The sequence below is a fragment of the Agreia sp. PsM10 genome (assembly GCF_030433855.1).
In the GTDB taxonomy this organism is placed as follows: Bacteria; Actinomycetota; Actinomycetes; order Actinomycetales; family Microbacteriaceae; genus Agreia.
This window is the reverse complement of record NZ_JARUXC010000001.1, coordinates 320,102-334,053: the sequence shown is the minus strand read 5'-3', so window position 1 is coordinate 334,053 and position 13,952 is coordinate 320,102. Positions and strand designations below refer to the sequence as shown.

16 protein-coding genes are annotated in these 13,952 nt (G+C 64.6%); 3 read left to right on the top strand and 13 right to left on the bottom strand.

Annotated elements, in window-relative coordinates; translation table 11 throughout:
• Positions 1-84 precede the first annotated feature (84 nt).
• Both QCD70_RS01600 and QCD70_RS01595 read left to right on the top strand, forming a co-directional pair.
• On the top strand, positions 85-552 hold the full coding sequence (locus QCD70_RS01600; RefSeq protein WP_301213368.1) for an Lrp/AsnC family transcriptional regulator: 468 nt from the start codon (positions 85-87) through the stop codon (positions 550-552).
• Complete coding sequence (locus QCD70_RS01595; RefSeq protein WP_301213367.1) at positions 549-1,940, top strand: aspartate aminotransferase family protein; 1,392 nt, start codon at positions 549-551, stop codon at positions 1,938-1,940. Before QCD70_RS01600 ends, QCD70_RS01595 begins: the two co-directional genes overlap by 4 nt.
• Before the next feature lie 7 nt (positions 1,941-1,947).
• On the opposite strand, the gene QCD70_RS01590 is transcribed toward QCD70_RS01595, so the two are convergent.
• Entirely contained in the window at positions 1,948-3,033 is a 1,086-nt protein-coding gene (locus QCD70_RS01590) for a DUF4192 domain-containing protein (RefSeq protein WP_301213366.1), read from the bottom strand.
• Positions 3,034-3,222: 189 nt separating this feature from the next.
• Here QCD70_RS01590 and QCD70_RS01585 point away from each other — a divergent pair, with 189 nt between their 5' ends.
• Positions 3,223-3,828, top strand: coding sequence for a DNA-3-methyladenine glycosylase I (locus QCD70_RS01585; RefSeq protein ID WP_301213365.1), 606 nt, complete (start codon positions 3,223-3,225; stop codon positions 3,826-3,828).
• Between the two features lies 1 nt (position 3,829).
• Here QCD70_RS01585 and QCD70_RS01580 read toward each other — a convergent pair whose 3' ends face one another.
• From QCD70_RS01580 to QCD70_RS01525, 12 genes are all read right to left on the bottom strand, one after another.
• The gene (locus QCD70_RS01580; protein WP_301213364.1) at positions 3,830-4,396 is read right to left on the bottom strand and encodes a DUF5684 domain-containing protein; all 567 of its coding nucleotides are present in this window, start codon (positions 4,394-4,396) and stop codon (positions 3,830-3,832) included.
• Between the two features lie 55 nt (positions 4,397-4,451).
• Positions 4,452-5,204 carry a YaaA family protein gene (locus QCD70_RS01575; protein WP_301213363.1) on the bottom strand — a complete coding sequence of 251 codons (753 nt, stop codon included), beginning with the start codon at positions 5,202-5,204 and terminating at the stop codon, positions 4,452-4,454.
• Positions 5,205-5,225: 21 nt separating this feature from the next.
• Complete coding sequence (locus QCD70_RS01570; protein WP_301213362.1) at positions 5,226-5,489, bottom strand: F0F1 ATP synthase subunit epsilon; 264 nt, start codon at positions 5,487-5,489, stop codon at positions 5,226-5,228.
• A 2-nt stretch (positions 5,490-5,491) separates the two neighbouring features.
• Positions 5,492-6,955: a F0F1 ATP synthase subunit beta gene (gene atpD, locus QCD70_RS01565; RefSeq protein WP_044438700.1), complete on the bottom strand. Its 1,464-nt coding sequence runs from the start codon at positions 6,953-6,955 to the stop codon at positions 5,492-5,494.
• 20 nt (positions 6,956-6,975) lie between these two features.
• Positions 6,976-7,875: a F0F1 ATP synthase subunit gamma gene (locus QCD70_RS01560; protein ID WP_301213361.1), complete on the bottom strand. Its 900-nt coding sequence runs from the start codon at positions 7,873-7,875 to the stop codon at positions 6,976-6,978.
• Positions 7,876-7,878: 3 nt separating this feature from the next.
• On the bottom strand, positions 7,879-9,516 hold the full coding sequence (atpA, locus tag QCD70_RS01555) for a F0F1 ATP synthase subunit alpha (RefSeq protein WP_301213360.1): 1,638 nt from the start codon (positions 9,514-9,516) through the stop codon (positions 7,879-7,881).
• 60 nt (positions 9,517-9,576) lie between these two features.
• Complete coding sequence (locus QCD70_RS01550) at positions 9,577-10,374, bottom strand: F0F1 ATP synthase subunit delta (RefSeq protein WP_301213359.1); 798 nt, start codon at positions 10,372-10,374, stop codon at positions 9,577-9,579.
• A 4-nt stretch (positions 10,375-10,378) separates the two neighbouring features.
• Positions 10,379-10,948: a F0F1 ATP synthase subunit B gene (locus QCD70_RS01545; RefSeq protein WP_301213358.1), complete on the bottom strand. Its 570-nt coding sequence runs from the start codon at positions 10,946-10,948 to the stop codon at positions 10,379-10,381.
• 33 nt (positions 10,949-10,981) lie between these two features.
• Positions 10,982-11,218 carry an ATP synthase F0 subunit C gene (gene atpE, locus QCD70_RS01540; protein ID WP_079728361.1) on the bottom strand — a complete coding sequence of 79 codons (237 nt, stop codon included), beginning with the start codon at positions 11,216-11,218 and terminating at the stop codon, positions 10,982-10,984.
• Positions 11,219-11,264: 46 nt separating this feature from the next.
• Positions 11,265-12,062 (bottom strand): F0F1 ATP synthase subunit A, encoded by a 798-nt coding sequence (gene atpB / locus QCD70_RS01535; RefSeq protein WP_301213488.1) that lies wholly within the window; start codon positions 12,060-12,062, stop codon positions 11,265-11,267.
• 200 nt (positions 12,063-12,262) lie between these two features.
• Positions 12,263-12,736 (bottom strand): hypothetical protein, encoded by a 474-nt coding sequence (locus tag QCD70_RS01530; RefSeq protein WP_301213357.1) that lies wholly within the window; start codon positions 12,734-12,736, stop codon positions 12,263-12,265.
• A gap of 1 nt (position 12,737) precedes the next feature.
• On the bottom strand, positions 12,738-13,952 hold the full coding sequence (locus QCD70_RS01525) for an MraY family glycosyltransferase (RefSeq protein ID WP_301213356.1): 1,215 nt from the start codon (positions 13,950-13,952) through the stop codon (positions 12,738-12,740).

Below are 13,952 nucleotides of genomic sequence, written 5' to 3'. Positions count from 1 at the left end.
ACGATTCAACCGATTTCGCGGCTGCAACAACGAACAACGACGGATTCATTTGCCGACCGGTCAAACCGCTGACAGAATCGAACTATGGCCCCGAAGTCGCGACAGACCCATCTCGATGACACGTCCAAGGCGATCATCGAGCAGCTGCAGGTGGACGGCAGACGTTCGTACGCCGAGATCGGCAAGGCCGTCGGTCTCAGCGAGGCCGCCGTGCGGCAGCGTGTGCAGAAGCTCACGGACTCGGGAGTGATGCAGATTGTCGCCGTCACCGATCCCCTGCAGCTCGGGTTCTACAGGCAGGCGATGATCGGGCTCAAGGTCTCGGGAGACACGCGCATCGTGGCCGATGCCCTCGCGGCGATACCGGCGGTCGACTACGTCGTGCTCACCGCCGGCACCTTCGACATCATGGCCGAGGTCGTGTGCGAGAGCGACGACGATCTCATCAGCCTGCTCAATTCGCAGATCAGGCATCTGGAGGGCGTCATCTCGACCGAGACGTTCGTCTATCTGAAGCTGCACAAGCAGCTCTACAACTGGGGTACCCGATGAACAACGATGCCTATTCCGACGCCGATGAGGCCGAGCTGCAGCGAAAGGCGGCGGAGCACCTGTGGATGCATTTCAGCCGTCAGTCGGTGATGGAGTCCGGGGCCGGAGTGCCCATCATCACGCGTGGCGAGGGTCATCACATCTGGGACAGTCGTGGCAGAAAGTACATCGACGGGCTGTCTGGTCTGTTCGTGGTGAACGCCGGCCATGGCCGTCGGCGACTGGCCGAGACCGCGGCGCGCCAGGCTGAGGAACTGGCCTTCTTCCCTATCTGGTCGTACGCGCATCCGAACGCCATCGAACTCGCGGAGCGACTGGCCCACTACGCGCCCGGTGATCTCAATCGGGTGTTCTTCTCGACCGGCGGCGGCGAGGCGGTCGAGACGGCGTTCAAGCTGGCGAAGCAGTTCTGGAAACTGCAGGGACGACCGAACAAGCACAAGGTCATCTCGCGGGCCGTTGCCTACCACGGCACCACCCAGGGCGCACTGGCGGTGACCGGAATTCCGGCGATGAAGTCGATGTTCGAGCCGGTGACGCCGGGCGGTTTCCGTGTGCCGAACACGAACTTCTATCGAGCAATGGAGCATGGCGACGATCCTGTCGCGTTCGGCATCTGGGCCGCAGACCGCATCGAGGAGATGATCCAGTTCGAAGGACCGGACACGGTTGCGGCGGTCTTCCTCGAACCCGTTCAGAACTCCGGCGGCTGCTTTCCCCCGCCGCCCGGGTACTTCCAGCGGGTGCGCGAGATCTGCGACCGCTACGACGTGCTGCTGGTCAGCGACGAGGTGATCTGCGCATTCGGGCGCATCGGCCACATGTTCGCCTGCGACGAGTACGGGTATGTGCCCGACATGATCACCTGCGCGAAGGGCATGACGAGCGGGTACTCCCCCATCGGCGCGACGATCGTCAGCGACCGCATCTACGAGCCGTTCCGCCACGGTTCGACCTCGTTCGCCCATGGCTACACCTTCGGTGGACACCCTGTGTCGGCCGCCGTCGCACTGGCGAACCTGGACATCTTCGAAGACGAGAAGCTCAACGAGAACGTCCGTACCAACTCGCCGCTCTTCCGATCGACGCTGGAGAAGTTGAGCGATCTGCCCATCGTCGGCGACGTGCGCGGCGACGGATACTTCTTCGGAATCGAACTGGTGAAGGACAAGTCGACCAAGGAGACGTTCGACGACGAGGAGTCCGAGAGACTGCTCAGGGGCTTCCTCTCGAAGGCGCTCTTCGAGGCCGGCCTCTACTGTCGCGCCGATGACAGGGGCGATCCGGTCATTCAGCTCGCCCCTCCCCTGACGATCGGTGCGCCCGAATTCGACGAGATCGAGCAGATCCTGCGTGGCGTGCTCACCGAGGCGTGGAGTCGACTCTGACCGAGGTCTAGTTCGGCGACCTGCCGATCCAGTCGGGCACCCGCCCGGTTCTCATCAGCTGTTCGAACAGTCGGGCCAGTTCGTACCCAGGTCCGATCGAGAGGGCATCGTCGAGGTAGTCCCCCGCGGCCGAGCCCTGACCCCGGGCCCACTCGAACCAGGCGAGCATGGTGAGGGGTGCAAGCTGCCAGGGGCGCGGAGCAAGCGACACCAGGTGTCTGAGGAGTCGCACGGCGCCCTCGAGGCGCAGCCCGTCGGGCGCGGTGCGTCCGTCGCCGACGAACGTCTCGAGAATGGAGCCGGACGATACCGGAACGCCTCGCTGCAGCAGCTGCGTGTCGACCGATGCCCGGTCGCCGGCGTCGCCACCCCACGCGAGGAACATCAGCACGCAATCTCGCACCCCTTTGTCCCGGATGCTCCACAGCAGGGCTGCCATCGCCTCGGGCGGGATGTCGCACGGGGCGGATTCGATCGCGTCGGCCCAGAGTGTGGATGCCTCGGACCACTCCCACAGTCGCTCCCGCTCGTGCACGTCGTGCGTGATCGCCGTGGCCGAGTCGGCCACCTCTGCGCGCTGCTCCGGCGGCATCGGAGCTATCGGGTGAGCTCCCTGCGTGATTCCGACGACATCGTGCGGCGCGCCCGCGGCGTCGAGCTCGGTCGAGATACGGGATGTCTGCTGCTCGTCGATGACGCCGTGTTCGGCATCGAGGTAGGACGCCCAGCCACCCGCGGAGCAGCACATCGCGTCGACGATGCCGAGACCGGCCGACGCCATCCGCGTGACGATCGACTCCACGACGGCCGCATGCGGAAGCCGGTCGGGCTGCCCCCACTCCTCATCGGTGTAGATCACCACGAGCACGGCGTCGATGCCCGGGACGCGGCTGATCAATCTGATGATGGCGTCGGCGACGGCGGTCGGAGGGGCGGACCTCTCGTCAGGAGGAAGGTCCACCCGCAACGAGGCCGCGGTGCGTCTGCTCTGAAACGTCTGCACGACGATGCTGTTCGTGGGCGTGTAGCCCAGGATTCGCGGAAGCGCGATGAGGAAGTCTGCTGGATTCTTTGCTTTCACCACTGAAGTCATGGCCGAAACGATGGCCCGCTCGGTGCAGGGGCGGTGCACCGAGTCGCCTCTCTGGGGAGCGATCACCGACTGCCACCGATGTGGAGGAGCGTTTTCGAAGAGTTCCACGCGTGCCAGACCAGGGCTCCCCGATGCACGGCGGCTCCGGCGCCCCGCACGATCGCGAGGTCCGGCGATACTGTCGGAACCATGACACGAGAACTGATCACGACCGCCGACGACGGCGTTGCACGATGCGGCTGGGTCTCCGACGATCCCGAATATCGGCGCTACCACGACGAGGAATGGGGGATGCCTCTCCACGGCGATCAGGCCCTGTTCGAGACGATCGCACTCGAGGGCTTCCAGGCCGGACTCTCGTGGATAACCATTCTGCGGCGGCGGGCGGCCTTCCGATCCGCCTTCGACGACTTCTCGATCGCGAGTGTGGCCCGCTACGACGAGGCGAAGGCCGACGAGCTCGCCGGCGACCCCTCGATCATCCGCAATCGCCAGAAGATTCTGGCCACCATCACGAACGCGAGGGTGGTCGAGAACCTCATCTCAGACGATCCGGGTGCCCTCGACCGCCTCGTCTGGGGCCACGCCCCCGCCTCGCACACCCGCCCGGAGACCATCGATCAGGTTCTGTCGGTCACCGCCGAATCGACGGCCCTCAGCACGGCGCTCCGCCGCCTCGGCCTTTCATTCGTCGGGCCGACGACGATGCACGCACTCATGCAGGCTGCGGGACTTATCAACGACCACGCCGTCGGCTGCGCCCGAGGAGACGAGTTGGCGGCGAGCCGACACTGAGTCAGTACATCGGGTTCTGCGGGCCCTGAGGGTTCTGCGGGTCTTGGGGTTGCTGCTGCTGTGGCTGGGGCGCGTAGACAGGCCGGGCCTGGGGCACGTATCGCAGGATGGCGCTCGTGGGCCTGGCCCAGTCCGGAGCCACGAAGATGCCCGCGAGCGGCTGCGGGTTCCAGACCGAGCGGTCGAACGCGAGGATGCCCCACCATACATACGGAACGAAGATGTACAGGACCACCCATGCGCTGGACTTGGCGAACCGCAGACCGATGTTGTAAGCGGCGATGCAGAGGAACACCGTCGATGCGATGCCCACGAACGGCACGAACGCGACCAGAGCCCACCACCCCGCCTGACCCCCGAGCTCGAGGAATGTCCAGGAGTTGTACACGGGCACCCAGCCCTTCCAAGCGGGCTCCCCGGCCTTCACGAAGATCTTGCTCAGAAACCATGACGAGACCACATAGACGGCCGCAAAGATCACGACATAGAACGCGGAGAACAGAATGGTGATGAGCAGAGCTGCGGCAGCGCCTGACGCGGAACCGTCGGAGTCATAGGTCGAGGTCATGCAGCAAGACTAGCGTCACCGCGATTCCGTCGACGAGGAGATCGGCGGGGCTTAGTCAGGGCGCGGGGGCGTAGAGGAGAACCTCGCCCGGTCCACCACGTTCCATGCGCATGCCGGCCGTATGCGCCACAGCGATCACCTCGTCGATCGACACCAGGTCTCGAGCGTGCAGCAGCAGAGCCCGAGTGAGAAGCCCCTTCGATTTCTTGTTGAAGTGGTTGAGCGCACGCACGCTGCCGTCGTCGGACTCCGTGACGACGCGCAGGAACCAGCAATTCGTGCGGCCTGTCAGAGGCGACAGCGCGACGTAGGCCTCGGAACGACAATCGAGCACGAGCTCGTCACCGGCGCCGATCTCCGCCGGCACGAGCGGCGCCCACGTCTTCGCCAGATGCACGCCGGGCAGCTTCGAATCGTGGGAGAGTCGGTATGCCGGGATCTCGTCCAGGCCACCGATAGGCCCGAGCAGGGCCGATTGGATCACGAGGTGGGACGCCGCGAAAGACCGCGCCTCCGGGGTGAGACTCTGCGCATCCAGTGCATCGAAGACGACCCCGGTGTACCGGTCGATGGCGGGCATGGTCGGGGAGGTCGTCACGCTGCGATTCCGCGCCACCTCGGGCAGCTGGCGGGCGCTGATCTTCAAGGCCTTCACACTCGCGGCCTCGTCGCGAGACAGAGTGCGCACTTCACGCAGGAGGCGTCGCCTCGTCGCCGTCAGCGACGGAAACCGCAACCGGGATACATCGAGCGGTCCCTCGTCACCCCCCTCCCGCTTCGTCTCGGACGGCGGAAGGAGGATGAGCACGAGGTGGACTGCCTGCTTAGGTTAAACGAGTGCCGCGTTGCGCGCGACGATGGTGATGGTGTTGTTCTCGACCGACAGGAATCCGTCGTCGGCCTGGGCAGTGATGCGAGCACCCGACGACTGGGTCACACGGACCTCGCCTTCGGCCAGGATGGCCAGAAGGGGTTCGTGCCCGGCCAGGATGCCGATCTCGCCTTCGACGGTCTTGGCGATGACCATCGTCGCCTCGCCCGACCAGACTTCCTGGTCGGCCGAGACGACACTCACGCTGAGCGGCGAAGCCATGACTAGCCGTTCTCTTTCTGGATCTGGGCCCACTTCTCTTCGACGTCGTTGATGCCACCGACGTTGAAGAAGGCCTGCTCGGCCACGTGGTCGAAATCACCGTTGGCGATCGCGGAGAACGACTCGATCGTGTCCTTCAGCGGAACCGTCGAACCCTCGACGCCCGTGAACTTCTTGGCCATGTAGGTGTTCTGCGACAGGAACTGCTGGATGCGGCGGGCGCGCGACACGGTGATCTTGTCTTCTTCGGACAGCTCGTCCACACCGAGGATGGCGATGATCTCCTGGAGTTCCTTGTTCTTCTGGAGGATCGCCTTGATGCGCACCGCGGTGTTGTAGTGATCCTCACCCAAGTAGCGGGGGTCGAGGATGCGACTGGTCGACGTCAGCGGGTCGACGGCCGGGTACAGGCCCTTCGACGCGATCTCACGCGACAGCTCGGTCGTCGCGTCGAGGTGCGCGAACGTCGTGGCCGGGGCCGGGTCGGTGTAGTCGTCGGCGGGAACGTAGATCGCCTGCAGCGAGGTGATCGAGTGACCGCGGGTCGAGGTGATGCGCTCCTGCAGGATTCCCATCTCGTCGGCGAGGTTCGGCTGGTATCCCACGGCGGACGGCATGCGGCCGAGCAGCGTGGAGACCTCTGAACCGGCCTGAGTGAAGCGGAAGATGTTGTCGATGAAGAGCAGCACGTCCTGCTTCTGCACGTCACGGAAGTACTCCGCCATGGTCAGCGCCGACAGGGCGACGCGCAGACGCGTTCCCGGCGGCTCGTCCATCTGGCCGAACACGAGGGCCGTCTTGTCGAAGACACCGGCCTCCTCCATCTCGGCGATGAGGTCGTTGCCCTCACGGGTGCGCTCACCGACACCGGCGAACACCGACACTCCACCGTGGTCCTGCGCGACGCGCTGGATCATCTCCTGGATCAGAACGGTTTTGCCGACGCCGGCGCCTCCGAACAGGCCGATCTTTCCACCCTGCACGTACGGCGTCAGGAGGTCGATGACCTTGATGCCGGTCTCGAAGAGCTCCGTCTTCGACTCCAGCTGGTCGAACGCCGGGGGCTTGCGGTGGATGGGCCAGCGCTCCGTGATCTCGATCTTCTCGCCCGGCTCAGCGTTGAGAACTTCGCCGATGACGTTGAAGACCTTGCCCTTGGTGACGTCGCCGACGGGAACCGTGATGGGCTCACCCGTGTCGGTGACCTCCTGGCCGCGGACGAGACCGTCGGTCGGCTTCAGGGCGATGGCGCGAACCAGGTCGTCTCCGAGGTGCTGTGCGACCTCGAGGGTGAGCACGGTCTCGGGAGCGCCCGGAATGGCGATCGTGGTCTTGAGGGCGTTGTAGATGCCCGGGATCGAGTCGTGGGGGAACTCGATGTCCACGACAGGGCCGGTGACGCGGGCGATGCGGCCGACAGCGCCGGGCGCAGTCGTCGTCGCAGCTTCAGGTGCGGTCAGTGTCATTGCTTCTCTCTTCTTTCGCGCTACTTTGCCGAGCTCAGCGCGTCGGCGCCGCCGACGATCTCGGAAATCTGTTGGGTGATCTCGGACTGGCGAGCATTGTTCGCCAACCGTGTGTAGTCGCGGATGAGGCCATCCGCGTTGTCGCTTGCAGCCTTCATGGCCTTCTGCGTCGCAGCGTGCTTGGCGGCAGCGGACTGGAGCATGGCGTTGAACAGACGCGACTCGATGTAGACGGGAAGCAACGAATCGAGAACGGACGCGGCATCGGGCTCGAACTCGTAGAGCGGCAGAACCGCCTTCGAGTCGGGCTCCTCGACACCCTCGACCACCTCGAGCGGAAGCAGGCGAACAACCTCAGGAACCTGCACGAGCATCGACACGAAGCGGTTGTAGACGATATGGATCTCGTCGACGCCGCCTTCGGAGGCCGGCTTCAGGAAGGACTCGAGGATCGCATCCCCGATCTCCTTCGCCGTCTCGAACTCGGGGTTGTCGGTGCCGCCCTGCCACGTCTTCTCGGACGCCCGCCGACGGAACGCGAAGTACGCGTTCGCCTTGCGGCCGACCAAAAAGTACACGACATCCTTGCCCTGGCTCCGCAGCAGTTCTGCGAGCTGCTCCGACTCCTTCAGGACGTTGCTGTTGAAGGCACCGGCCAGGCCTCGGTCACTCGAGAAGATGACGATCGCCGCGCGCTCGATCTTCTCGGGTTCGGTCGTGAGGATGTGCTCGACATTCGAGTACGACGCCACGGCCGACACCGCGCGGGTGATCGCTCGCGAATACGGGGTGGATGCCGCAACCCGAGCCTGCGCCTTTTGAATGCGCGACGCGGAGATGAGCTCCATGGCCCTGGTGATCTTCTTGGTCGTCTGGGCAGACTTGATCTTCTGCCGATAGACGCGGAGTTGCGCTCCCATAAGTTAGCGGCGACCCTTCACGATCTTTTCCTGGTTGACGTCCTCAACCTTGGTCGCCGTGAACTCCTCGCGCCCGACAGAGGCGAGCGGCTTGCCCTCGCCCGTCTGGAACTCGAGCTTGAACTTGTCGACCTCGGAATCGAGCAGCGACGCCGTCTCGTCCGACAGCACGTTGGACTCGCGCAGCGTGGTGAGCACCTGGGTGTTGCGGGCGAGATAGTCGAGGAGCTCGCGCTCGAAGCGCAGGATGTCCTCGACCGGGACCTCGTCGAGCTTGCCGTTGGTGCCGGCCCAGATCGCGACGACCTGGTCTTCGACGGGGTACGGCGAGTACTGAGGCTGCTTGAGGAGTTCCGTCAGGCGGGCTCCACGAGCGAGCTGGCGGCGCGAAGCGGGGTCGAGGTCGGATGCGAACATCGCGAATGCCTCGAGCGAACGGTACTGGGCCAGCTCGAGCTTGAGCGTTCCCGAGACCTTCTTGATCGACTTCACCTGAGCATCGCCACCGACACGCGACACGGAGATGCCGACGTCGACCGCGGGGCGCTGGTTGGCGTTGAAGAGGTCGGACTGCAGGAAGATCTGTCCGTCGGTGATCGAGATCACGTTCGTGGGAATGTAGGCCGAGACGTCGTTCGCCTTGGTCTCGATGATCGGCAGACCCGTCATCGATCCGGCACCCAGCTCGTCGGAGAGCTTGGCGCAACGTTCGAGCAGACGGGAGTGCAGGTAGAACACGTCACCGGGGTATGCCTCGCGTCCCGGCGGACGGCGAAGAAGCAGTGACACGGCGCGGTAGGCCTCGGCCTGCTTCGACAGGTCGTCGAAGATGATGAGCACGTGCTTGCCGCCGTACATCCAGTGCTGGCCGATGGCCGAACCCGTGTAGGGGGCGAGGTACTTGAATCCGGCGGGGTCGGATGCGGGCGAGGCGACGATCGTCGTGTACTCGAGCGCTCCGGCGTCTTCGAGGGCGCCCTTCACCGAGGCGATGGTCGAGCCCTTCTGGCCGATCGCGACGTAGATGCAGCGAACCTGCTTGTTGACGTCGCCCGACTCCCAGTTGGCCTTCTGGTTGATGATCGTGTCGATCGCGATCGCCGTCTTGCCCGTCTGGCGGTCACCGATGATGAGCTGTCGCTGGCCGCGACCGACGGGGATCATGGCGTCGATCGCCTTGATGCCGGTCTGCATGGGCTCGTGCACGCTCTTGCGCTGCATGACGCCGGGCGCCTGCAGCTCGAGAGCACGGCGACCCTCAGACACGATCTCGCCGAGACCGTCGATCGGGTTGCCCAGGGGGTCGACCACGCGGCCGAGGTATGCGTCGCCGACGGGAACCGAGAGGACCTCGCCCGTGCGCTGCACCTCCATGCCCTCGACGATGCCCGAGAACTCGCCCAGGATGATGACACCGACCTCGTCCTCGTCGAGGTTCTGGGCAAGACCCAGCGTTCCGTCGGCGAAGCGAATCAGTTCGTTGGCCATTACGCCCGGAAGACCCTCGACATGCGCGATGCCGTCGCCGGCGTCGGTGACGTAACCGACCTCGGTCTTGGTCGCCTTGCCGGGCTCGTAGGACTTCACGAAGTCCTGAAGAGCACCACGGATCTCGTCGGGGCTGATCGATAGTTCTGCCATCGTTTTTCCTTTTTCTGCCGAAGGATTCGCTCCGGCGTGTAGCAAGCGAGCCGGGAGGGGCTAGCCAGCGAGCTGAAGTCTCAAATCGTTGATGCGGGCGGAGACGCTGCCGTCGATGACATCATCTCCCACCTGGATGCGAAGACCGCCGATGAGGGCGGGATCGATCTGCTGGTTCACGGACAGCGGACGTCCGTACAGCGCCGACAGACCCTTTTCGAGTCGCTCCAGTTGCGCGGGAGCGATGGGAGCGGCACTGGTGACCGTGGCGATCGACTTGCCGGCCTGGTCGGCCACGATGCCGGCGGCCACCCGAAGCAGTTCGCCGATGCGGCGGCCTCGAGGCTGGGCGACGAGCTGGCGAACAATCGCGACCGTCTGGGGCGATGCCTTGCCGTCGAGCAGTGCGTCGACCAGCGAGAGCTTCGCATCGACAGCACCGAGCTTGGACCCGAGCGCGAGCTCGAGTTCGTCGCTGGTGGAGACAGCCTCGCCGAAACGGGCGAGTTCTGCCTCGATCGATTCGGCGCTCGTCGCGGAGTCTGCGAGGACACGGAAACCGAGCTCCTCGATCGCCTCGAGCAGATCGTCGTGGCTGGACCAGCGGCTCGCCGCGACGTCGGTGAGGATGCGAACAGCCTCGGCGTCGAGCTTGGAGCCGAAGAGTTCGGCGACGACGCCGGACTTCGATGCCTGGTCGGCCGACGGGTCTGCCAGAAGAGACAGGAGCGCCGACGAACCTCCGATGGCACGACCTGCGGAGAGCAGCTGCTCGCCCGTGGCAAGGGTGGCGGAACCGCCCTGCCCGGCCAGTCTGGCCCGGACTCCGGCGATCGCTTCTCTGGTCGCTGATCCCATGTGCTTACTTGTTTCCGGCGCTCGGGGCTGATGCCTCGGACGCCTCGAGGTCGGCGAGGAAGCGATCGACGATGCCTGCGGCCTTCGCGTCGTCCTTCACGGACTCCCCGATGACTCCCGACGCGAGGTCGAGTGCAAGACTGCCGACCTCTGCGCGCAGCGACACGACGGCCGCCTGGCGCTCGGCCTCGATCTGGCTGGTGGCCTGCGCCTGGATGCGACCCGCGTCGACCTGGGCCTGCTCCTTGATGTCCGCAGCGATCTTCAGAGCGTCGGCACGTGCCTGCTCGCGGATCTTGCCGGCTTCGGCACGACCCTCGGCGAGCTGCGCCGTGTACTCCTCGAGTGCAGCCTCAGCCTGTGCCTGTGCGGCATCGGCCTTGGCGATGTTGCCCTCGATGGCGGCGGACCGCTCGTCGAGCATCGTCTTGACGCGAGGAAGCACCATCCTCCAGAAGAAGAAGAGGATGATGACGAAGCAGAGCGCCGACCAGACGATGTCGTAGACCTCTGGGATGAGCGGATTCGTCGTCTCGGCCGTTTCCTCTGCGGCAGCTAGAAATGCGTGAAGCACTCCAGCCTCCTATCTGTTAGTGAGTGAAACGGACTAGTTCGTGAAGATGAAGTAGGTCGCGATACCGATGAAGGCCAGGGCCTCGGTGAAGGCGATACCGATGTACATCAGAACCTGCAGGCGGCCTGCGAGCTCGGGCTGGCGGGCGACACCTTCGATGGTCTTTCCAACGACGATACCGACGCCGATGGCCGGGCCGATGGCTGCGAGACCATAACCGACCGTCGCGATGTTTCCGTTGATCTCGGCGAGAACGGTTGTTGCGTCCACGTGTGTTTCCTTCCGTGATGTCGAACGAGGCGGGCGCCTAATTCGTTTAGTGTTCCTCAGCCAGCGCGAGCTGGGTGTAGACAGCGGTGAGCAGGGTGAAGACGTAGGCCTGGAGTACGGCGACGAGGAGCTCGAAGAGCGTGAAGACGAAGCCGAAGGCGAGGGTTCCCACACCGAAGAGGGAGAACCATCCACCGGCCGTGAAGAAGAAGAACCAGGTGGCGCCGAAGAACAGCACCAGCAGCAGGTGACCGACGACCATGTTCATGAGCAGTCGGAGGGTCAGCGTGACGGGGCGCAGGACGAAGGTCGAGACCAGTTCGATCGGCGTGACGATGATGTAGAGGAACGGCGGGACTCCGGGCGGGAAGAGCGCGTTCTTGAAGAATGCCCCCGGGTGCTTCTTGATTCCGGCGTAGATGAACGTCACGTAGGCGACCACCGCCAGAACGAGCGGAACACCGATGACCGATGTGCCGGCCAGGTTCAGGAACGGGATGATGCCCGTGAGGTTCATGGCCAGGACCATGAAGAAGATCGTGGTCAGGATCGGCAGGAAGCGCTTGCCGTCTTTCTTGCCCAGAAGGTCTTCGGCGATGTTGACGCGCACGAAGTCGAGGGCCATCTCGGCGATGCTCTGGCCCCGTGTGGGAACCAGCTTCATCTTTCGCGTACCGAGCCAGAAGAGGATCAGGATGGCCGCGACAGCGATGAAGCGGATCAGGATGACCCTGTTGATCTCGAAGGGGGTACCGGGGAAGAAGATGACTTCGGGGAAGAATTCCTCGATGGACGGACCGTGGAATTCACCATCATCGGCAGCCAACGGCACAAGCAAGTTCAGAGCGTTAGCTAACAGCGCTATCTCCTGGTTCGGGGCGTGGAGCGAAGCTCTCGCGACGACGAATGATGGGGGGTGCTGCCAGCGGGTGAGAACCCGAAGGAGGCAGCGGAACGATCTTCATAACCCTATCAAGAGTTAGGGGTGCCTGACCAATCGAGAGGCCGGATTCACGCCGCAGAAGGGCTCTCGGCGGCCGATTTTCACTCTCCGGGCAGGGTCACGTCGCTCACATACCCCATTCGGGATGTAGCGACCACCACGACGTCGACGATGAGGGAGCCGAGCACGCCGGCGATGATGCAGATGAACATCACCGTCGGGTTGATCCATTCGGCGTCGCGCAGGAGGAAGACGAGCACGAGGAAGATCGCGAATTTCACGATCCACGCCCCCATCACGACGGCGAAGAAGATGGCGGTGAAGAATTCCGTGCCGGAGAACCGATTGGCCACGAGGATCGATGCGGCCGTCAGTCCCGTGAACAGAATGGCCATGGCCGTGCCGACCAGGGCGCTCAGCAGACCGCGTTCGCCATCGACGAGAAAGCCGACGACTCCCCCGATCACCGCGATGGCGACGGCGAGGATCGCCCCCAGTTTCAGAATGCGCACGAACACGGGTCGTGCCGATGAGCCGGTGACAGCAGGTGTGGCTCGGGAGGAGGGAGTCGACACGCTAGGCGCCTTTCGTTTCGGCGGGGGGTGAGAGGGATTCGGATGCGGCATCGAGCGGGTCGAGGGACGCCGCCATCGGCGCCTCCGGGCTCTCGGGCTCCGTCGACTGGGCCGTCGCCTCGACGACCTTCCGACGGCTGAGCGGTGCGAGCGTCACGACCGTGCACACGATCAGTCCGACGAGAAGGAAGACGACCGCGTAGCCCGTGGGCACGAGGAAGAAGAGCAGGCATCCGACCGAGACGACCGCGGTCCAGGCATAGAAGATCAGAACCGCGTGGAAGTGCGAGTGACCCATGTCGAGGAGGCGGTGGTGCAGGTGCTTGCGATCGGCGCTGAACGGACTCTTTCCCGCCCGCAGGCGCCGGAAGACGGCGAGCCCGAAGTCGAGGAGCGGCAGCACGAGGATGGCGAACGGGAGCAGGATGGGGATGAACGCCGGGAGCAGCTCACGGCGTCCCAAGGTGGCCGGGTCGATGACGCCGGTCACCGCGATGGCACTGGTCGCCATCAGCAGCCCGACCAGCATCGCTCCCGCGTCGCCCATGAAGAGCTTGGCCGGGTGCCAGTTGAGGGGCAGGAATCCCGCGCAGGCTCCGATCAGGATGGCGGAGATCAGCGCGGCGAGGTTGAAGTAGTCGGTCGCCGACCCCTCCTGGATCAACAGGAACGTGTAGAGGAAGAACACGCCGTTGGCGATGAGGCAGACGCCGGCCACGAGGCCGTCGAGACCGTCGATGAAGTTGATGGCGTTCATCACCAGAACGACGGCGAACAGGCTGATCACGAGGGACATGACGCCCGATCCCACGGCCAGCGTGCCGGCGATCGGAAGCGAGACGATCGCGACCCCCTGCCACACCAGCAGCCACGACGCGATGATCTGAGCGGCAAGCTTGATCGTCCAGTCCAGGTCAATGAGGTCGTCGATGACGCCGATCACCACGATGATCAGGGCCGCCCCGAGGATGGCGAAGACGGGCCCGGGATTGACGAACACCAGCCGGAAGCCGTCGACCTGCGATGCGACGGCGAAGGCCACGACCATGCCGATGAACATGGCGATGCCGCCGAGGCGCGGTGTGGGCCGCGTGTGCACATCGCGTTCGCGGATCTTCGGGTAGAGCCTGAAACGGTGGCTCAGCTTGTACACGACGAGGGCGAGTCCGAAGGTGACGACGGCCGAGATCGCGGCGACGAGCAGGTAGATCCGCAC